We start from the raw sequence: 18,999 nt of genomic DNA on the forward strand, positions 1-18,999 counted from the left end.
ACGGCAACCTTATCGTTCACGAGGACGTGTATGATGACTTCGTCGAAGTCCTCGTGAAGGAAGGCGCGTACATCCCGACATGGGAGCAGGCAGAGGCCATCAAGAAGGTAATGTGGGACGAGACCGGCCACAGGCTTCCTGACACAGTCGCAATCAGCGCACAGGCACTTGCGAAGGCGGCAGGGTTCGAGATTCCTGCGGACAGAAAGTTCATCGCAGTACCCAACAACGGCCAGAAGGAAGGCTTCACCATCCGCACTGCTGAGGACATCAAGAGGTGCATCGGCAAGGAGCATTTCTTCAGCACCGAGAAGCTGACGACGCTCCTTACGCTGTTCAAGTACGGCGGAGAGTTCCAGACTGCGCTTGACATCATGCTGGAGATCTTCGACAAAGCGGGCGGCAAGGGACATTCCTGCGGACTGTACTCCTTCGACGACGACCATGTACATCGTCTGGGAATGTGCGCACCTGTTTCGCGCTGCATGATCCGCCAGCCCAACAATCGCGGCAACGCAGGAAGCGCGACCAACGGTATGCCTCCGACCAACTCGATGGGCTGCGGCACTTGGGGCGGCAACATCGTCAGCGAGAACATCACGCTGAAGCACTACATGAACACGACGTGGGTAGCGCGTCCTATCATGGAGGATATGCCTTCACTGCAGGCACTCTTCGGAGAGTTCTACGTTGACGGCATGGACGAGGAATAACAATCAGCTAAAACTTTCACGGCAGGCCTCGCAGAGATGCGGGGTCTGTTGTTGTGAGTGAAACTTTACAATTTACAGGCTGGGTGCTAAACTCAACCAATACCAATCATTCATAACATCAAGGAGCGTTTAACTAAATTGGCAACAAGAAGAGAACCCCGCTTCAAATTATGCCGCCATCTGGGAGTTAATGTTTGCGGACATCCTAGGGCTCTGAAGCGTTCAGAGGCAAAGAAGAATCCCGCCGCAGCTGCAGCACGTACAGGGCAGAAAGTCTCACAGTACGGCCTTCAGCTCATGGAGAAGCAGAAGATCAAGGCTTATTACGGAATCTTTGAGCGTCAGTTTGCACGTTATTTCGAGATCGCAAAGAAGAGCCCCGACACCACAGGCACAGCTCTTCTCCGCGCGCTCGAGTGCAGGCTTGACAACCTCGTCTACAGAATCGGTTTCGCCCGCTCAATCCGTCAGGCACGCCAGCTCGTATCGCACGGGCACATCCTCGTCAACGGCAAGAAGGTGGACATACCCTCCTACGGCGTACAGGTCAATGACGTTATCAGTCTCAAGGAGAAGACCCGCACGAACCCGCTCGTAGAATCGAACTTCGGCGGACTGGTGAGCTTCAACGTGCCCTACATCGAGAAGGACAAGGCAACGTTCAGCGCAAAGCTCGTACGCGAACCCATGCGTGAAGAATTACCCATCGAGGTGAACGAGATTCTCGCAGTCGAGTTGTACTCAAAGTAGCAGACAATAACCACAACAACTTAGCTCTTATCAAGAGAGGTGGAGGGACCGACCCTGTGAAGCCCGGCAACCTGTTTGAATCAGGTGCCAATATCGGCAGCGTAGTAACAGCTGGATGATGAGAGAGAGATTACATAGCAAATGACCGTGTGCACTCTCTTGAAACATTCAGGAGGGTGCATTTTTATGAACAGGAGGCAGAAATAATGGCAGAGAACTTTATCTTTTCGTCCGAGTCAGTAACTGAGGGACACCCCGACAAGGTAGCGGATCAGATTTCCGACGCAGTGCTTGACGCGATTCTCCGTGAAGATCCGATGGGGCGCGTTGCGTGTGAGGTTATGGTGTCGACAGGATTTGTCGTTGCGGCCGGAGAAATCTCCACGAAGGCAGTTATCGACATCCAGAGCATTGCCCGTCAAACCATCAACGAAATAGGCTACACGAGGGCAAAATACGGCTTCGACGGAGATTCATGCGCGGTGTTCACTGCGATAGACGAGCAGTCAGGTGATATTGCGCAGGGAGTTGACGACGCAATCGAGGTGAGGGGCAAGGACTTGGCCGACGGCGACATAGCGAAGATCGGTGCAGGGGATCAGGGCATGATGTTCGGTTACGCGACGAACGAGACAAAAGAGTTCATGCCGATGCCGATAGCTCTCGCGCACGCAATGTCCCGCCAGCTCGCCCGTGTCCGCAAGGACGGAACGCTGAAGTACCTCAGGCCGGACGGAAAGACGCAGGTATCACTGCGTTACGAGAACAGGAAGGCAGTCCACGCAGACACTATCGTAGTGTCGACGCAGCACAGCCCTGACGCGAGCCTGAAGCAGATACGCGAGGACATGATAGCTCACGTTATTACGCCGATTGTCCCGGCCGAGCTCATCGACAAGGACACGAGAATTTTCGTGAACCCGACGGGACGCTTCGTGAAGGGCGGTCCTGCGGCGGACTCGGGACTGACGGGCAGGAAGATTATCGTCGACACTTACGGCGGCTGGGTGCCTCACGGAGGCGGGGCGTTCAGCGGCAAAGACCCCACGAAGGTGGACAGGAGCGGTGCGTACATGACGCGTTATGCGGCCAAGAACATCGTTGCGGCTGGGCTTGCTGACGAGTGCCAGATTCAGGTTGCGTACGCGATCGGAGTTGCTGAGCCCGTCTCCCTGAACGTCAACACGTTCGGCACGGCCAAGATTGATGAAGCAAAGATAGCGGAACTTCTGCGCGAGTGCTTCGACTTCAGGCCTGCGGCAATCATCAGAGACCTTGACCTCAGGAAGCCGCAGTACCGTGCTCTTGCGTCGTACGGGCACATGGGACGCATTGACCTGCCGGAGCTTCCGGGCTGGGAGAAGACTGACAGAGCAGAGGCTCTCAGGAAAGCAGCAGGATTGTAGAGTAGGAGAATCGTCATGGAACTCACAAGGAGAGATTTCCTCAAGGCCGGAGCAGTAACCGTCGCCGCAGCGGCAGTAGCGAACAGCATACCGTCATTTGCGGAGGAAGCTGCGCCCGGCTTTGAGGGCAAGAAGAAATTTGCAGGCATAGGTAGCTGCCGTAACGTTACGGAAGATGTCGTGTATGTAGGAGTAAGCGACCGCAGAATACAGCTCTTCGAGAACGTTTACCCGATACCGCGCGGAGTGGCCTATAACTCGTACGTACTGCTTGACGAGAAGACTGCGCTCGTCGACACGGTAGACCGTTCCGTAACGGGACAGTTCTTCGAGAACCTTGCGGCAGTGCTCGACGGCCGGGAGCTCGACTACCTCATCGTCAACCACATGGAGCCTGACCACAGCTCCGCTATCTCGGAAGTTCTCGTGCGCTACCCTAAGGCAAAGGTAGTGTGCACAGCGGCCGCCGCAGTTATCCTCAACCAGTTCTTTGCGTGCGACATCGCGGGGAGGAGCGTGATCGTCGGCGAGGGAGACACCCTGAACACCGGCAGGCACACGCTTACGTTCGTGATGGCACCGATGGTTCACTGGCCGGAAGTCATGATGACGTACGACAACGTGTCGGGGATTCTGTTCTCGGCGGATGCTTTCGGGAGCTTCGGCGCGCTCAACGGGAATCTTTTCGCCGACGAGGTGAACTTCGCGAAGGACTGGCTTCCTGATGCGAGACGCTACTACTGCAACATTGTCGGGAAGTACGGCCCGCAGGTTCAGGCAGTCCTGAAGAAGGCGGGAACTGTGGACATCAAGATTCTTTGCCCGACGCACGGCCCTGTGTGGCGCAAGGACTTGGGGTGGATTCTCGACAAGTACAGCAAGTGGAGCAGCTACACTCCCGAAGACAAGGCAGTGATGGTAGTGTACGGCTCTGTTTACGGCGGGACGGAGAGCGCGGCTAATGCAGTTGCGGCCAAGATTTCGCAGGCGGGAATTGCTGATGTTGCGGTCTATGACGTGTCGAAGACCCACGTAAGCGAGCTGATAGCTGAGGCGTTCCGTTGCAGTCATATCGTCTTAGCCTCAATAACCTACAACATGGGCATCTTCACGCCGATGAAGAATTTTCTACTTGACCTCGAGGCACACAACCTGCAGGGCAGGACGTTTGCGTTCATCGAGAACGGCAGCTGGTCGCCTGTGTCAGGGAAGCTCATGCAGGAGATTGTTGATAAAATGAAGGGGTGCTCTGTCGTCGGCAAGACCGTAACGGTGAAGTCCTCCCCGTCGGCGAAGGACTCGGAAGCACTGAACACGCTCGCTGAGGCTGTGGCTTCGTCCGTCTCGGGGAACACGGCTTCCCCTGCGGCGGCAGCTTCAGCACCCGTGAAGAAGAAGTGGGTGTGCACTGTTTGCGGGTACGTCTACGAGGGCGAGAGATTGCCTGAGGGGTACAAGTGCCCGGTGTGCGGCGTAGGAACAGACAAGTTCAAGGAAGCGTAAGGCAAGAAGAAACCCTCCCTGAAACTCTCGGGGAGGGATTATTTTCTGATTACTGGTGGAGCTGAGGAACTCCGAATAAATTACGTACCCCTTGTTGTAATGGCTATCTGTTAAATTACTCCGATATGCCCTTGTACGGTTTCTTGTACGGTAAGGTTTCACGCTCCAACAAGGCCAAGTTCACGCACAGGCATAAACACTTCAGCCCAGCTTTCTATCTGCGGCTCTGGTATATCCCAGCCGTCGTTGAGCCATATCTCCAGAAAGTCTTTCTTGACAGCCTCAAGTTTGGCTCGCGCTTCGGGATACGTATCACCATAGCCACGCACCGCCGCTTCACCTAAGAGAGGAATTGATAACATGATTCCTCCTCCGTCATCCTCAGAAAGTTCCTGCACCTTGACCTCATAAGGTAAGGACATGTAATAATCTAAATCCTTCATGATTGCTCTTTTCTCCCTCGTATGAACTCTAATAACTCTATATATTTTAGAATATCATTCAAGTAGCATCTTTTCACCATTCCGGCTTTAGTATTCGCACCATGAGTTACGGCCAGAGAAAAATCACCGCGAACGCCGAGCTTATAATTGCGCAGAAGGTCTTTCGCGCGTGGATTCCTTGCCAGCTCCATGAACTCGCTGTGCGTGCAGACCCACTCAGATTTCCTCTCAAACGTGAAGCCGTAATGAGTCAGCACGAGCTGTACATTCTGCCATGTGTCTTCCTTCAGCCTACGAGGTGCTTTCCAGCTCTCCACTATTGCCCTTATCTTATCTTCTTTGCTCATTATGTTTGGAAGACTCCTTTCAAAAAATGATGATAATTATAGCTCATTTTTGCTATAAAACATCATTCTTATGAGTGATAATGAGCTTGGAAATTCCTGATGCTATCTGTCCGCCCGGCCACTGCGCCACGTTACCACCTTGAAGCTCAGCATATTAACGAGGAACGTCATATCAATGTCCTTGAAATAGAACATCTGCAGAATTTTGGGATTCCCGTCCGAAGGATCGTATCGTTCATATTTCCCAAAACGCTCCGTCATCGCTTCAGGCTCCCACTTCGTATCAACGAAAATATGTTCCATCACGAAGTCGCGCTTCCTAAGTACAGCAGGAGGGTAGTTCCGCAAGCTGGCCGCACCTGTGCCTTCATAGACCTTGTCGCCCTCGTAGAAAATTTCTGCAGGCATCAGCGCATCCTCAACCGTAAACACATCACCAATCTGTATGCCGTATTTCTTCGCGATCGCCCGTCTGGACTTCAGCATCTTGTTGTTGAAAACGCCCTGCTGATATATCGACCGTTCCAGATCATCTTGAATGCCCAATCCGAATTTTTCCGACTCGCGGAGGTTTACTGCTTTCGCCTCGTCAAGCTCTGCAACGATAGCCCTCTGCTGTGCGTCCGTAACCTTCTCCAGCACATTGGGAGTCTGTTCTGCCTCTAGTATCTCGTCGATGTCATCATCAAGGAGGAAGCCATTTGCTTGAAGTTTTCTGTCGGCCTCACGAATTGCGGTTTGCATGTCGCTGGCCTGTGCAGACACAGCGAGCACCACCATGAGCACCATGCTCAGCATAAAGATACCCTTCCTCAAAATCACCGCGTCCTTTCCGTGTGTGGATTATCTCGAATCGCAATACGATCCATGAGTTTCCGAAACCAAGCCTGATTTTCCTCCGTAGCGGGTATTATGAAGCACATATAGTTATCTTCGTAATATAGCAGTTTCCCGCTCATGATGGCATTGCTTATGGTAGAGTAAGATACCAGTTCAGAGACCATCTACGCTATCACTGCAGTCTGTGTTACCATAGCCGGGCGTTTTACCATAGCCTCAGCTATCCTGTTTATAATGCTATAACCCTGCTCAGTAGGAGGCAATTCTATACGCTCCCCGTCGCGCTCGTACACCAGCATCCACTTGCTGCTTCGTGAACTGGAAGTCGGAACTTTCTTCACGGGCAGAGCCTCAGTGTCGCTTGCAATACTAGGTGCATCATCTTCACTCATCAAGTCAACGACAGACACACCCAGTGCCTGACTCAAATCATTTAGCTTTGCAGAGTTCGGGGTACGTTCCGACAATTCCCATCTCCTTATTGTATTGGGGTGAACATCTACCTTTTCTGCAAGCTGTTCCTGCGTCAAGTGCTGCGCTTCTCTATATCTTCTGACCTGTTCTCCAATACTCATGACTATCACCCCTTTTAGGGAAATATAACCGTTTGTGTCGATTAGTGCCAGAACTGTTTTTGTCGAAATATGTACCCGTTTAGGTTTGATAGTTGCTATAAACCCGTTTGGGTTGTAAAATATGCAACCATAAAAGGTTTGCGAAAGGGGGGCGAAGAATATACGCTTACGAGAACTCAGGGAACGTTTAGGGATCTCGCAGGAGGAATTAGCTGAACGAGTCGGCTGCCATTCCAACACAATTCGTAGGTGGGAATTAGGGCGCAGAGAACCGCGAAGCAGCGACATTCAGAAGCTATGCGAAATCCTAAATTGTACGGAAGCAGAACTTTTGAGCGTATCAGTCAAGCAGGAGTTCGAGGTCAAGATATTAATGGGGGTGAAGAGTTTGACAGGTTTGGCAGGAGTCGAGGTCGCAAGCAACAGCTTCTTCTACGGCGTTGAGGATGACGAGCCCCAGATAGTTATGGGCGGAAGAGTCAGGATCGACACGCCGGAACTCAGAGCAAAGGCGCGCGAGTTGATCCTCAAGAAGTTTGACGCGGCTTGCAGGATGTTCGACCTCAAGGACAAGATTGAGGCTGAGGCTTAGGTGAAACATTGACGAACAAACAGAACAAAACGGGCGAAATCAGCTACACAATCAGGTTTCCGCCTGAATTGCACCGATCGCTGAGGATACTGGCGGCCTACAAAGATACATCCATCAACAAGCTGATACAGGACATCCTCAGTCAGGCAGTTGAACAGGCCCGTGCTCAGATTCCCACTTTGTGATGCAGTCCTTGAACAGCTCCATGATGAGGGCGTTCAACGACAAGCCTTTATAGGCCGCAATGATCTTCATCTTGCGGTGTTCTAGGTCGTCATAACGGATTGTGAGTGCTGGCAATATATCTCCTCCTTGTGATGGTTGACATGATTGCAACCATTGACATTTTAACAATCGGCTTGTAACATGTATAGCTGTAATAGTTGTATTGCAACCTATAGGAGGATGAATTGAGCGGAGTACAAATATCGCAGGTACGCTGGCCTGTTGAGCTTTATGAATGGTTGCAGGAAAGAGCGTACAGAAGACGGCAGAGCATTAACAAGACAATCATCGAAGTAGTAGAGATCGCAAAGAAACAAGAGGAGGTGAAGTAAATGGACAAGGTACAGCTCGCTAATCCGTATGACCCGGCCAAGAGCTACAAGGTTGCTCACTGGTACGCAACGCCTAAGTTCGACGGCGTGAGGGCGGTATTCATTCCTCAGAGAGGATTCTTCACCCGCAACAACAAGCCCATCAATGGCCTTGACGATATGGCGGGTGTCCTCGAAGGAATCTGCGGGGAACGCGGGCTGTCGTTCGTTGATGGTGAGTTGGTACTGGCAGGAGGAAGTTTTCAGGCAAGCCAGAGCGCAATCCTTGCGGCAGAACACGCCGGAAAATCAAGCATAGAATTTCACGTTTTCGCGGTCGGCGGCGCGTTCAAGGATACGCAGGCAATGTTGAAGGAACTTCCTGATTTCCCGGAAGCACGGATTTTCAGAGTCGAGTCGGAGGCTATCCCCAACAGCTTTGAGGCCGTCGAGGAGGCTTGCAGGAAATTCACGGCGCAGGGTTATGAAGGCGTTGTGCTCCGTCATCCAGACGTGTCCTATCACGAGGGCAGGAGCAATCACCTGTTGAAGTACAAATTCTTCAAGGAGGCAGACCTGCGGATCGTCGGAGTCATTGACGGCGAAGGAAGGCTTGCAGGGACGCTCGGAAGTCTGGAGGTAGAAGGCACTGTTGAAGGATTGCGCGTCAGGTCGTGCGTCGGTACAGGCATGACGGACGAGGACAGAGAAATCTTCCATCAGGACGTTCACCTTATCGGCAAGGTCTTAACGGTCAAGTATCAGGCACTCACCGAGAAGCCGGACAAAGAAGGATTCTACAGCCTGAGATTTCCGAGCGTCATCGGTGTCAAGGAGGACAGGGATTTTAGGGTAGACGAGGCTTGTTTAGGGCAGGCCAAGACCGAAACATTCCCGACACCCGCAAACGTCGTTTATCGCAAGGACGGGACGGTAGAGGCAGGGTTTCAGGTTGTGTTCACGGATAAGCCTATAGGGAAGCTGTCATACATTCCCGGCAAGGCAACGATGGCTGGGTGGAAGGGCAGACTCTTTCAGTGCCGGAGCATTCAGGAGGGCGTGCAGTTGATCGCTGACCTGAAGCTCACGATCCCCAAGATACGGGAATTTGCGCGGTATCTGGGGGTAAGGCTGAAGGGATGCAGGTATCTCAAGGCGGAGATAGTGCGCCGGGTCATCAACGGGAGTCTTGGTGCAAAGCTGAGAGCGGACTCGCTGATGAGGGCGGTGCAGAAGAGAAAGGAGGAGCATGATGCAGGATTGTTCAACTATGCGGAAAGTCCGAGTGTCGCATTCGGCACGGGAGACAAACCGTCTGCTCGCGGATTACTGGGTGTTGCTCGATGCGAGTTCGTTCAACGGCAGGGCGCAGTTCGTGCTTGGACGTGAATTTGACTTCGATGCAGAGGGATTCTGCAAGGCGGCGCGGGGTGTTAGGGAGGCTGTGTGTCATGGATAAGTCATCACTGCTTGCACACATCATGACGCTTAGGCGTGAGGTAGACGGCCTCATGGACATGGTGATCGCGATGGAGGACACAGAGCCTCAGCCGGTGCAGGTGAAACAGGACAGCCCTGACGACTGGATGACGGCCAAGCAGACCTGCAAGTGCCTGAAGATCTCGGAGACCACGTTCTACGAGTACATCAGGCAGGGACTGCTTCCGCCGGGAATGGAGTTCGGGCCGAGAAGCAAACGCTGGAAGATGTCGGAGATCAGGGCATGGCGCGAGGCAAAGCAGAATCCCGCCGGTGAAGCCCCAAGACGCAGAGGCAGACGTTCGCGCGTTATGAAAATTGGAGCGTTTATGCATGTCTGAAGTTGAGATGGTACTTCCTGAAAAGCCTGTCTTCACGCCTCATGACTGGTTGTACGGAATGACGCTAGATATTCCCGATATGCCACCGCTGAAGCCGTGTCCTTTCTGTGGAAACGTTCCGGCAATATGCCGCTCAGAGCATGGCTGGTTTGTGATATGCCCGAGCTGCAAAACGATTTCGGATAACTATTCCAGCTGTGAAGTCGCTAAGGAAATGTGGAACAGGAGAAACACCGATGCCAAAAGCGAAACCGATTGACCGTGTGGAATACACGAAGAGCCGGACGATCCGCCGGACAGAGGACGGGAAAGTAATAGCCTCAGTTCTGCCGATGACGGTGGATGCGGCCTACGATGAAGAGCGCGGTGTAGTTGTTGATCGCGGGACGGGAGCTGAGGTTTGCCCGGTCTGCGGGACAAAGATTCTCCACGAGGCAGGGTGCGTAAGGTGCACAGCTTGCGGATGGTCTCGGTGCTGATTACTGAAAGGAGGTGAGATTCATGACAGAGCTTGAAGAGAGGCTTCGTGCGACGGAGGAATATTTCCGCGAGATGAACGATGAGGCGTTCAGAACGTGCCGCGAGTATGACCGGCTGCGGGCGAAGGTGAATGAGGTGCGTGCAGAGTATCGCGGGATTTGCGAGGTACTTCGCGCCCCTCACAGCGGCAAACCCTACGCGTACCTTACGGGGCTGGTCATGCTGAAGCAGAGAATGCACGACGAATACCGCGATGTGCGGCTTGCGAGCCTCAGAACGCTCAAGTTGTGCTGTGCATTGCTGGCGGAGACTAACAGGGCTTACAGGGACTACATGAGCCTGAAGAAGCGGCTCAGGAAGATTAAGGAGGAGAAAACATGCGCGGGAGTATAAAACGCCCCCCTGTGTTAGTGGGGAGCACATTCGTTCACAGACAGAACATGACGCTAATCAAAGCTGTCTGCGAACAGGGATATTTTACCAGAAACACAGCGGGCAGTGCAAAGCCGGAGGTGCGGTGATGAGCGGGCACACAGCAGGATCATGGAGATACCGCAGGGAGAATGACGGTGCGTTCACGATTTATCCGGCATGGCATGAGTGGCGCAAGGATTTGGTGCTTGCGAGGGTAACGCCCGGTTCATCGACGGCAGAAGGCAACGCCCGGCTGATGGCCTCAGCTCCAGAGATGCACACGGCACTTATCGGGGCGGTCGAGGCACTGAGGGCAACGAGTAGCTTCATGCGCGGGCAGAGTCTCAGCACGAAGGAGCTTGACGCTATCGTCGAGGCTATAAACGAGTTGCTTGACAGGATCGACGGCTAGAACGTCATGAAGAAGTTTAACCGCCAGTTTAATGCTCGGTGCAGACGCTATGAACGCTGGCACAGGATAGTCCGCAAGCTCTCAGAGTTTGAGGGGCTTATTAATAACTACGACTCAGCCTCGCCCGATGAAGTTCATGCTATGAGAGAGATTCACGGGAAACTGTACGAGTGCTATCTGGCGGCTAAACACTACGAGGAGGAATTAAGACCTTATGACAGGATTTCACGGTAAGGCTTATAGATACAAGGATAAGGCTATCGGGGTGTGCAATACCCTTAGAGAGGGTTTGTACATGATAGGACACACAACTACTGGCGGGCACAAGCGCGTAAAGGCACTGCCTCTTTTCGGGAGTGTGGCGGAAGCGCAGAAGGCACTTGACGATTTTGCGAAGGCCAGAGGGCTTTCGGATGTTCAGGCATGAAGACAAGCCGCAGAAGGTACAACAGGCAGTACAGAAGCCAGCGTTTGTATGTGGACGGCTACTGGAAGCCCGAAATAGTCCCGACCTGCAACGAGCATAAGCGGTGCGGAGTGTGCGGGAGTCATGTGGGACTGAGTGGATTTCACGGTGTTGCTGATGGCTGGTTGCACCTTTACGAATGCCCGACATGCGGCAAATGCTACGCAGTGTTCCATGAAGACACGGAGGAGGAGACCGAAGCATGAGCGACATAATTGCAGAAGACAGACCCTTAGCAGACGGCCTCGATGACCGCTTTGATGAAGTCTCAGGCGAGCTGTACAGCTTTTTGGAGCTGTTGCGCGACGAGGATTGGGAGTACTACCTGAAGGAACGCGGATACCGCCAGAGGATACTTGAACTCCTTGACTACATAGACTACGGCACGGACGAGGACGAGGAGGCCGAAGCATGAGCGGATTCACTAAAGGCATCTGGAAGTACTCAGAAGAGTTGCAGGAAGTAACAGCGTACCCCGAAGGGTCGGGAGACTGGCCTATTGTTGGAGGTCTGCCCAGATTTCCCGGCGACGGAAATAGCTTGTGGAAAGACATAACGGGGGAGCTTTGCTGGAACGGCACGGAGACAGATGCGAACGGTAGGCTTATAGCCGCCGCACCTGAAATGTACAGGTTGCTTTGCGAGTTTCTGAAGATAGATGAGCAGAAAACATGGGCTGCCACAGAGAAGAATGACCCCGCCTACATGATGGCACTAATGGCGCAGGACGGAGCGGTAAACATGGCAAAGAAACTTTTAGCCCGCATAGACAATGAGGGGGCTGAAGCATGACTGAGGAACTCAGAACGTGTCCAAAGTGCGGAGGAACGGACTGCGGGCTGATAGCTCTTCACGAGGTCTGCGGGCTGAATTGGTATCAGGTAGCCTGCCGTACATGCGGGACTAGCTCCATGTGGAAGACCTCTGTTGATGAAACCGTAGACGATTGGAACAGGAGGGAGCCGTCATGAAGAAGGCAACGGAGAGTGCGGCCAAGTGGCTCGCAGGGAAGGCCAAAGCTGACCCTAAGCTGAACCCGATCCCGTACCCGTTCTTCAAGTCGATCATCAGCAAGCAGGTAGAGTGGGCGGCCAAGCGCGGCGTTGCTCTGAACTTCACAGAGCTTGCGGAAGCCGTCAGGACAGAACTCCTCAAGAGCGGGATTCACACGATGGCCGACAGCAGACCGGCACAGCCCGTCCGCAAAGACACAGCAGACACAGGGGGAGCGATTCCCCCGCTGCTTCTACAGTTCGGCTCGCTCGGTGAAGCTATGTGTGCAATTACTATATTCGACTGGCTGCAGACCGTCTTCCAGAAGGCACACGCAGCCAATTCATCAGGCGTTGAACTCTCAGCGCGAATAGACAAGGAGGCACGACGATGAAGGATGAAGTGATCGGTATCACGCGGAATAGAACTGATTTCTGGTTCACCTGCGTTGACAGCGAAGTAATCGGGAATAAAGAACTTTCCCTTATGGCCAGGTATATTTTCTCTGTGCTGTGCATGATTGCCGGGTTCGGTCATCGCTCATGCTCTCCAAGCAATCAGGAAATTGCCCAAATCTCCGGGTTCTCCGAGCGCACAGTAATCCGCGCCTGCAAGGAACTTGAGGCCAGAGGAGCAATCATTCGCGAAACACGTTTCAGCGAGGACGGGAAGCAGGTTTCATGCATTACCCACCTTGTAGGATGCCCAAGTGAGGAGGAAGCATTATGAGCGGGAAGAACACTAAAGGCTACTGGTTTGCCTGTGTTGACGGGAAAGTTATCGTCGACCCTGCATTATCACCGTTCGACAAAGCAGTCTTTGCTGTTCTGTGCTCCCATGCCGACAGCGACGACAGAGAGTGCTACCTCAAGGTTGCGACAATTGCCCACGAGGCCGGCTGTTCAGAGCGCAGTGTGCAGAACTCACTGAAGAAGCTCGAAGAACTCGGCATCATTGAGCGCAAGGCCAGATTCGAGAACAACAAACAGCTTTCTTCGCTGTACAGGATTATCGGAGACAAAGCCCCCTGCTACGCAACGCAGGGGGAAGCTCCCTCAACTAGGGGTGCAGGAGATGCACGAGGGGGGTGCACCACGTGCACACAGAACGAGAATCATTTGAACTATATAAAAGATTCCCTTACGGGGGAAGCCCCACTCCCCAATTTTGCGGATATGCCCCTCGTGTTCGAGGCCGGAGAGGCAGTTACCCCCGAAGAAGCACCCAAGCCCCACAGCCCGGAGGAAGTCTGCACCCCTGACGACGCACCTGACATCATGAAGCCGACAGCAGAGTTATTCCTGCACAAGACAGGCCGTCAAGGGCTGACATGGGAGGAGATTTCTGCCCTGAGAGAACTTGCCGCAACACAGTTCCCCTCACGCGTCCAGAAGGAGATCAACACCGCCTGTGCACGTTTTCTCAAGCGCGGGCAGTCGTTGAGCACGCTGACCTTCGGGTACATTGCCGGGTCGCTGAAGCATCAGCCCACGCGCGGTGTCAAGAGCCGGTCGGCCACGAAGCCCAAGCCCGCAGAAATCCCCCAGCGCACCGAAGCGGACGCAGAGGCCGACATGGCCAAGATTGAGGCACTGCAGGCAGAGTTTGACAGGGAGGTTCAGGGAAGATGAACGTTGACGTACAGGCAATCGCGGGCAAAGCTGCACACACCTCCGTGCCCGACAAATTCTCGGAGCGTGAAGCCTCAGCCCGCACCCGTGCCCTCAGTTACCTCAAGGCCAAATTCCCCGACACTGACGAACAGGCTTTCTTCACGGACTACACAGGCCAGACGTTCGATGACGTGATAAGTTTCTGGGCAGTGGCTCAGGCCGCCGAGATTGACGAGGTTTGCGCTTCCTGCAAGGACGGCGCATGTGCACTCTCCGACGCTCTCAAAGCCAGAAACAGCAGACCCGTCATCAGCGTTGCGACAAGCCCCAGAGGCTTCAAGTTCCTCGATGTGCGGTGGACGTGCGGATTCGCTTGCAAGTTCCAGCCCCTGAGCGGAGAGTTCGGGCGGATGTTCAGGAAAAGCGGCATCAAGACTTCATGCCTGAACATGACGTTCAAGAACTACAAGTGCACGAAGGCAACCCCCGAAACGGCTCATGCCAAGAGCGAAGCCATGACCGCCCTGAAGGAGCAGACCTGCTTAATCCTCGCTGGCAAGCCCGGCACAGGCAAGACACACTTAGCCGTAGCAATAGCCCTCCGCGCAATGGAGCAGGGACGGCAGGCAATCTTCCGGCTGGTGAGCGCAATGCTCGACGAGATACAGGCGGCAATCACCGACAAGGGAGACTATGACGGCCTGATGAGGCAGTTCAAGACTGTACCCTGCTTAGTGCTTGACGACTTAGGCCACGAGAACATGACGGCGGCACGTGCGAGCTACCTGCACCAGATCATTGATTACCGCTACGGAGAAGGGTTGCAGACCATCATCACGACGAACGCGAAGGATATTGCGGAGCTTTGTGCGTGGGACAAGGAAGAATACATCATGCCGATAGTTTCGCGGATCATGGGGCGCGGCGCGTGGGTAACAATCACGAAGGCAGAGGATTTCAGGAGGAGGCCGGACAATGTCAAGTAACACCATCCCCCAGAACTTGCAGGCGGAACGCGCGGTGCTCGGAGCATGTCTGCTTTCGGCGGCGGCACTAGGTACGGTCTCGGAAATCCTGAAGCCCGAAGATTTCTCCGACATGAACAATAAGGCCGTGTACGAAGTTTGCCTGAGCATGTACCTCGAGAACAAGCCCATAGACCTCGTAACGTTCCAGAGCGAGGCAGTCAGCAGGGGAATATTTGAGCGCATCGGAGGGCAGCCGTTTTTGGCGGAGCTCGTCAACGACACGATGGTAACGGCAAACGCAGAGTACTACGCGGAGATTGTGCAGGGCACGGCGGCGCGCAGGAGGATCATCAAGGCGGGGCAGGACATTTCAGCGTTGGGGATGAAGAACGACGCAGAACCCGGCGAGATAGTCAGCGAGGCCGAGAAGATACTTCTTGACGCATCAGCCGAGAAGGACACCTCCGGGCCTGTGTCGCTCCAGACAGCAACGCTCTCAGCCCTTGCGAAAATCAACGAGCTCAAGGCAGGGACACGCAAGAACACGGGCTTTCTGTCCGGCTTCACAGACTTGGACAGAATCATTGCGGGATTCCAGCCCGGCAGTCTCAACATCATTGCGGCGCGCCCCTCAATGGGAAAGACAGCCTTAGCCCTGAACATTGCGCAGTTCGGCGGGGAAGTTGAGGCCAATCATCACGTGCTGTTCTTCAGCCTCGAAATGTCGTCGGAACAGCTTGTGCACAGGATGTTTTCCGCCCAGACGCTGAAATTCGGCGAAGGCGTGGAAGTCTCTGCGATAAAGTCTGGCATTCTCTCCGAGTATGACTCATACGCTTTGGGCAGGGCGGCAGAGATTCTCCAGAGCCGCAACATTTTCATTTACGACACGCCTGAACTGACCGCGATGGATTTTCGCACCAAGTGCCGGAGGTTCAAGACGCGCCATCCTGACCTTGCACTGATCGTTGTGGACTACCTCCAGCTGATGAACTCAGGCCGCAGGAGCGACACAAGGCAGTATGAGGTAGCCGAAATTTCCCGTGTCATGAAGTCCGTAGCCGTTGAGCTTGAATGCCCGGTGATAGCGTTATCGCAGTTATCGCGCGAGACGGAGAAGCGCACGGACAAGAAGCCCCAGCTCTCAGACTTGCGGGACAGTGGCGCAATCGAGCAGGACGCTGACGTTGTGATAATGCTTTACCGTGAAGACTACTACACCGAGAACGAGAACAATGACCTGATGGACAGCACAGCAGATTTGCGTATCGCCAAGAACCGCAACGGCACGACCGGGACATGTCATTTGACGTTCCAGAGGAAGTTCACGAGGTTTCAGAGTTATGGTGGCTAATGAGATTCTCGAGCAGATCCGGGACGCGCTGGACATAGCAGACATAATCGGCGAACGCGTAAAACTCCGTCCGTCAAGTCGCGGCTACATGGGACTGTGCCCCTTCCACGAAGAAAATACACCATCATTCCACGTGTACACCGACACGCAGACGTATTACTGCTTCGGTTGCCACGAAGCCGGAAACATCTTCTCGTTCCTGATGAAGGCCGACAACCTGACCTTCCCCGAAGCCGTGAAGACCTTAGCCGACCGTGCAGGAATAGAGCTGCCGAAGTACGAGACACCCGGCGAACGCACAGCCTACGAAGTGTTAGAGCTTGCGGCGAAGTTCTACGCTGGCAGTCTGTCATCAGCCCCGCTGGCCTACCTTGAACGCCGGAAACTCGACCGCGCGGACATCACGAGGTTTTCGCTCGGTTACGCTCCGAGTGCGTGGGATTCGCTGGTGAGGCATCTTCACAGCCAGAAGGTAACGGACAAACAGATGCTGGACTTAGGCCTTGCTGTCGAAGGCAGGCACGGACTGTACGACAAATTCAGGGGGCGCGTGATTTTCCCGATAAGAGACGTTGCAGGAAAGGTAATAGCGTTTGGCGGACGGCTCATCGACGGCGAAGGAGCAAAGTACCTGAACAGTCCCGAGAGCGCAATCTATCATAAGCGCAAGCACCTCTACCTTCTGGACAAGGCACGCACAGCAATCCGAGAGCGCAAACGGTCAATTCTAGTAGAGGGCTACATGGACGCTATCCGGCTTCACAAGTGCGGATTCACGGAGAGTGTGGCCTCACTGGGAACGTCATTGACGGCAGAGCAAGCAGAGACACTCTCGCGATTTGCGGACAGGTGCTACATCTGCTACGACTCCGACAAGGCCGGGCAGAACGCCGCGCTAAAGAGTATGTTCGTGCTGCAGGCTCACGGTCTGGACGTGTACGTAGTGAGCATTCCCAGCGGCAAAGACCCCGACGAGTTTCTTGCTGAACACAGCCCCGCAGATTTTGAAGCCGCATTAACGCAAGCCCGCCCGTTGGTTGTGCAGTACATCGAGGCGTTCCGGCCGTCATTAGCGGACACGTTGACGCGGAAGTCGGCGATGAAGGAGCTGTTCATGACGCTTGCGGAGCTGGAGATACACGAGGTGCTTCCGTACAAGACACAGCTCAGTGAGGCAACAGGAGTCCCTCCGAGCAAGATAGAGGAATGGTTCACGTCGAGGCAGAAGCGCGAAGTTCCCGAAGAAGCCCCAGCACCCCTAGAGGCAAAAGGTGTAGAGCACCCCAGCGAGGCCGCGATGTGTTCCCTGCTGTGCCATCACGTAGAATGCCGCCTCACCCTGAAGCCCGAAGATGCCTTGAAGCTGATACGCAACCCTGCAGCCCTCAACGTAGCTCTAGCCTTTCTGAGCGAGAACGTCGAAGAGATGATGATGATATGGACGCAGATCGGAGATATGGACAATCTCGCAGTAGTAGCGCGCGGCGATGAAGTATGTGCGCGTATGAAGGGTCTGACTATGCCCGAGAAATTTCGGAGCACGTATTACACGCTGCGGGACAGGTACACATCGCGGCGTGTTCGTGAACTGACGGCAAAGCTGCAGAAGTCCCAAGCTACGCCGGAAGAACTGTCGGAGCTGATGAGGCTGAAGGCATGACGAAGGGAATGCGGTTGATAGTGCTGGACGAGCCGACGGGTAAATTTCTGTCCGCATTGCGAAGTGTCCGGCACAAGGCAGGAATGAGCCAGCGAGAGACAGCGCGAGCCGTGAACATCAAGAAGGAGACGTACCAGATGTACGAGCTTGGGCTGAACCGGCCGTCGCTTGAAAGACTGATGCGCCTTGCAGAATATTTCGGCTATGACTTGTCGGAGAGCGTGAACTACAAGGTCTTTCACGGTAAGATACAGCCCTGCAGCATCAAGCGTGAACTTCGGAGGTATGGCCTGAGTTACCGTGAACTGTCGGAGCAGACGGGGTACACGCGGGATAGAATCTGCCACTCTGTGCGCATGAATGCCAAAGGCAGCATAAAGTGTTTGTTTGCGGTGCTTGAGGTGATACGTCAGGAGCAGGAGATGGAGACATTCAGGAGGAAGTACTGCCTGAAGTGAGATTAGGAGGCATAGTATATGACGCGTCGTATGCGCAAAAGTTTCTGGGAAGTCTTGAACAAGGTAACGGAGCTTGTGGAACTGGTAATCACGTGTCATCCGCAGGGCTTCCGGGTATTGCTTGGAGAAGTGCCCGTGCCGACCTCGCTGGAAGTACACGAGATGATGAATGCGGGGCGTTCGAGATTAGCGGAAGACTTCAGGGCGACGATGCCGAACTTGGAGACGGAGGCCGAACGCATAGTATATGACTGCGAACACTTTGACGAGCTTGTCGAACTAGCCGGAGGGTGGCAGCACATCTACATAGTCTCCCGTGAGTTCCGGGATTCAGACGTGCGAATGTGGTCTGTAGTGATGGATCACATGAAGTTCGTGACTAATGCCTCGACGCGCAACACCTCACGCTTGAAGCGTGTAGCCAGCAAGTACGGTATGTCTCCGAACACAGTGATGAAGTACCGCCGTGATTTCCCGCTGAAACTTGCGGAGATGATAGTCATGCCGACCGGCGACAACTTTCACCTGATACCCTGTTAGTCCTGAAAAGCCGATGTGATTATAACGTTCATCATGTTGTTCATCATACCGTTGATTATGACGTTGATTATGACGTTCATCATAATTCGCGGAAATGCGGTAAACTATTAACATTT

The 18,999-nt window shown here is 53.9% G+C and carries 31 protein-coding genes and 1 riboswitch; of the genes, 26 read left to right on the forward strand and 5 right to left on the reverse strand.

Translation table 11 applies throughout. From position 1 onward, the window contains the following. The 4 genes from IJT02_08025 to IJT02_08040 form a co-directional block, all read left to right on the forward strand. Positions 1 to 713, forward strand: a 713-nt coding sequence (locus tag IJT02_08025; protein ID MBQ7544874.1) for an aldehyde dehydrogenase, incomplete at its 5' end; no start/stop codon positions are given. 138 nt (positions 714 to 851) lie between these two features. Continuing rightward, complete coding sequence (gene rpsD, locus IJT02_08030) at positions 852 to 1,463, forward strand: 30S ribosomal protein S4 (protein ID MBQ7544875.1); 612 nt, start codon at positions 852 to 854, stop codon at positions 1,461 to 1,463. Positions 1,464 to 1,487: 24 nt separating this feature from the next. Then, positions 1,488 to 1,588: riboswitch (SAM riboswitch) on the forward strand. An 81-nt stretch (positions 1,589 to 1,669) separates the two neighbouring features. Then, the gene (gene metK / locus IJT02_08035; GenBank protein MBQ7544876.1) at positions 1,670 to 2,869 is read left to right on the forward strand and encodes a methionine adenosyltransferase; all 1,200 of its coding nucleotides are present in this window, start codon (positions 1,670 to 1,672) and stop codon (positions 2,867 to 2,869) included. A gap of 15 nt (positions 2,870 to 2,884) precedes the next feature. Next, positions 2,885 to 4,372 carry an MBL fold metallo-hydrolase gene (locus IJT02_08040; GenBank protein MBQ7544877.1) on the forward strand — a complete coding sequence of 496 codons (1,488 nt, stop codon included), beginning with the start codon at positions 2,885 to 2,887 and terminating at the stop codon, positions 4,370 to 4,372. 158 nt (positions 4,373 to 4,530) lie between these two features. Here IJT02_08040 and IJT02_08045 read toward each other — a convergent pair whose 3' ends face one another. The 4 genes from IJT02_08045 to IJT02_08060 form a co-directional block, all read right to left on the reverse strand. Beyond that, positions 4,531 to 4,815 (reverse strand): hypothetical protein, encoded by a 285-nt coding sequence (locus IJT02_08045; protein ID MBQ7544878.1) that lies wholly within the window; start codon positions 4,813 to 4,815, stop codon positions 4,531 to 4,533. Continuing rightward, positions 4,812 to 5,162: a hypothetical protein gene (locus tag IJT02_08050; protein MBQ7544879.1), complete on the reverse strand. Its 351-nt coding sequence runs from the start codon at positions 5,160 to 5,162 to the stop codon at positions 4,812 to 4,814. The genes IJT02_08045 and IJT02_08050 overlap by 4 nt, the downstream gene beginning before the upstream one ends. 102 nt (positions 5,163 to 5,264) lie before the next feature. After that, on the reverse strand, positions 5,265 to 5,978 hold the full coding sequence (locus IJT02_08055; GenBank protein ID MBQ7544880.1) for a hypothetical protein: 714 nt from the start codon (positions 5,976 to 5,978) through the stop codon (positions 5,265 to 5,267). A gap of 188 nt (positions 5,979 to 6,166) precedes the next feature. After that, positions 6,167 to 6,577, reverse strand: coding sequence for a helix-turn-helix transcriptional regulator (locus IJT02_08060; GenBank protein MBQ7544881.1), 411 nt, complete (start codon positions 6,575 to 6,577; stop codon positions 6,167 to 6,169). A gap of 160 nt (positions 6,578 to 6,737) precedes the next feature. Between IJT02_08060 and IJT02_08065 the strand changes: the two genes are divergently transcribed. Next, positions 6,738 to 7,169: a helix-turn-helix transcriptional regulator gene (locus IJT02_08065; protein MBQ7544882.1), complete on the forward strand. Its 432-nt coding sequence runs from the start codon at positions 6,738 to 6,740 to the stop codon at positions 7,167 to 7,169. Between the two features lie 8 nt (positions 7,170 to 7,177). After that, the gene (locus IJT02_08070) at positions 7,178 to 7,354 is read left to right on the forward strand and encodes a toxin-antitoxin system HicB family antitoxin (protein ID MBQ7544883.1); all 177 of its coding nucleotides are present in this window, start codon (positions 7,178 to 7,180) and stop codon (positions 7,352 to 7,354) included. Here IJT02_08070 and IJT02_08075 read toward each other — a convergent pair. Beyond that, complete coding sequence (locus IJT02_08075; GenBank protein ID MBQ7544884.1) at positions 7,308 to 7,469, reverse strand: hypothetical protein; 162 nt, start codon at positions 7,467 to 7,469, stop codon at positions 7,308 to 7,310. The two genes, IJT02_08070 and IJT02_08075, sit on opposite strands and share 47 nt — an antisense overlap. 110 nt (positions 7,470 to 7,579) lie before the next feature. Between IJT02_08075 and IJT02_08080 the strand changes: the two genes are divergently transcribed. The 20 genes from IJT02_08080 to IJT02_08175 all read left to right on the forward strand — a co-directional run bounded on the left by IJT02_08080 (position 7,580) and on the right by IJT02_08175 (position 18,883). Next, complete coding sequence (locus tag IJT02_08080; protein MBQ7544885.1) at positions 7,580 to 7,726, forward strand: Arc family DNA-binding protein; 147 nt, start codon at positions 7,580 to 7,582, stop codon at positions 7,724 to 7,726. Next, positions 7,727 to 9,094 (forward strand): hypothetical protein, encoded by a 1,368-nt coding sequence (locus tag IJT02_08085; protein MBQ7544886.1) that lies wholly within the window; start codon positions 7,727 to 7,729, stop codon positions 9,092 to 9,094. It begins immediately after the preceding gene. A 62-nt stretch (positions 9,095 to 9,156) separates the two neighbouring features. Then, complete coding sequence (locus IJT02_08090; GenBank protein ID MBQ7544887.1) at positions 9,157 to 9,525, forward strand: helix-turn-helix domain-containing protein; 369 nt, start codon at positions 9,157 to 9,159, stop codon at positions 9,523 to 9,525. Further along, positions 9,518 to 9,784 (forward strand): Lar family restriction alleviation protein, encoded by a 267-nt coding sequence (locus IJT02_08095; GenBank protein ID MBQ7544888.1) that lies wholly within the window; start codon positions 9,518 to 9,520, stop codon positions 9,782 to 9,784. The genes IJT02_08090 and IJT02_08095 overlap by 8 nt, the downstream gene beginning before the upstream one ends. Further along, a complete protein-coding gene (locus tag IJT02_08100) occupies positions 9,762 to 10,004 on the forward strand; it encodes a hypothetical protein (protein ID MBQ7544889.1) in 243 nt (80 codons plus the stop codon). The genes IJT02_08095 and IJT02_08100 overlap by 23 nt, the downstream gene beginning before the upstream one ends. 22 nt (positions 10,005 to 10,026) lie before the next feature. Further along, positions 10,027 to 10,398 (forward strand): hypothetical protein, encoded by a 372-nt coding sequence (locus IJT02_08105; protein MBQ7544890.1) that lies wholly within the window; start codon positions 10,027 to 10,029, stop codon positions 10,396 to 10,398. 127 nt (positions 10,399 to 10,525) lie between these two features. Beyond that, positions 10,526 to 10,831 carry a hypothetical protein gene (locus tag IJT02_08110; protein ID MBQ7544891.1) on the forward strand — a complete coding sequence of 102 codons (306 nt, stop codon included), beginning with the start codon at positions 10,526 to 10,528 and terminating at the stop codon, positions 10,829 to 10,831. Positions 10,832 to 10,837: 6 nt separating this feature from the next. After that, a complete protein-coding gene (locus IJT02_08115; GenBank protein MBQ7544892.1) occupies positions 10,838 to 11,065 on the forward strand; it encodes a hypothetical protein in 228 nt (75 codons plus the stop codon). A gap of 189 nt (positions 11,066 to 11,254) precedes the next feature. Then, entirely contained in the window at positions 11,255 to 11,503 is a 249-nt protein-coding gene (locus tag IJT02_08120; GenBank protein MBQ7544893.1) for a hypothetical protein, read from the forward strand. Continuing rightward, complete coding sequence (locus IJT02_08125; protein ID MBQ7544894.1) at positions 11,500 to 11,712, forward strand: hypothetical protein; 213 nt, start codon at positions 11,500 to 11,502, stop codon at positions 11,710 to 11,712. Before IJT02_08120 ends, IJT02_08125 begins: the two co-directional genes overlap by 4 nt. Next, a complete protein-coding gene (locus IJT02_08130) occupies positions 11,709 to 12,089 on the forward strand; it encodes a hypothetical protein (protein MBQ7544895.1) in 381 nt (126 codons plus the stop codon). Before IJT02_08125 ends, IJT02_08130 begins: the two co-directional genes overlap by 4 nt. Then, positions 12,086 to 12,268, forward strand: a complete 183-nt coding sequence (locus tag IJT02_08135) for a Lar family restriction alleviation protein (protein MBQ7544896.1) — start codon at positions 12,086 to 12,088, stop codon at positions 12,266 to 12,268. The genes IJT02_08130 and IJT02_08135 overlap by 4 nt, the downstream gene beginning before the upstream one ends. Then, the gene (locus tag IJT02_08140; protein ID MBQ7544897.1) at positions 12,265 to 12,684 is read left to right on the forward strand and encodes a hypothetical protein; all 420 of its coding nucleotides are present in this window, start codon (positions 12,265 to 12,267) and stop codon (positions 12,682 to 12,684) included. Before IJT02_08135 ends, IJT02_08140 begins: the two co-directional genes overlap by 4 nt. Next, positions 12,681 to 13,019, forward strand: a complete 339-nt coding sequence (locus tag IJT02_08145) for a helix-turn-helix domain-containing protein (GenBank protein ID MBQ7544898.1) — start codon at positions 12,681 to 12,683, stop codon at positions 13,017 to 13,019. The genes IJT02_08140 and IJT02_08145 overlap by 4 nt, the downstream gene beginning before the upstream one ends. Beyond that, on the forward strand, positions 13,016 to 13,921 hold the full coding sequence (locus tag IJT02_08150; GenBank protein MBQ7544899.1) for a helix-turn-helix domain-containing protein: 906 nt from the start codon (positions 13,016 to 13,018) through the stop codon (positions 13,919 to 13,921). Before IJT02_08145 ends, IJT02_08150 begins: the two co-directional genes overlap by 4 nt. Continuing rightward, positions 13,918 to 14,889, forward strand: coding sequence for an ATP-binding protein (locus IJT02_08155; protein ID MBQ7544900.1), 972 nt, complete (start codon positions 13,918 to 13,920; stop codon positions 14,887 to 14,889). The genes IJT02_08150 and IJT02_08155 overlap by 4 nt, the downstream gene beginning before the upstream one ends. Beyond that, the gene (dnaB, locus tag IJT02_08160) at positions 14,879 to 16,225 is read left to right on the forward strand and encodes a replicative DNA helicase (GenBank protein MBQ7544901.1); all 1,347 of its coding nucleotides are present in this window, start codon (positions 14,879 to 14,881) and stop codon (positions 16,223 to 16,225) included. The genes IJT02_08155 and dnaB overlap by 11 nt, the downstream gene beginning before the upstream one ends. After that, entirely contained in the window at positions 16,215 to 17,885 is a 1,671-nt protein-coding gene (locus IJT02_08165) for a DNA primase (protein MBQ7544902.1), read from the forward strand. Before dnaB ends, IJT02_08165 begins: the two co-directional genes overlap by 11 nt. Then, positions 17,882 to 18,343, forward strand: coding sequence for a helix-turn-helix transcriptional regulator (locus IJT02_08170; GenBank protein ID MBQ7544903.1), 462 nt, complete (start codon positions 17,882 to 17,884; stop codon positions 18,341 to 18,343). The genes IJT02_08165 and IJT02_08170 overlap by 4 nt, the downstream gene beginning before the upstream one ends. Before the next feature lie 18 nt (positions 18,344 to 18,361). Further along, a complete protein-coding gene (locus IJT02_08175) occupies positions 18,362 to 18,883 on the forward strand; it encodes a hypothetical protein (protein ID MBQ7544904.1) in 522 nt (173 codons plus the stop codon). The last annotated feature ends 116 nt before the right edge of the window (positions 18,884 to 18,999 follow it).

The sequence above is a fragment of the Synergistaceae bacterium genome, from assembly GCA_017450125.1.
Lineage (GTDB): Bacteria > Synergistota > Synergistia > Synergistales > Aminobacteriaceae > JAFUXM01.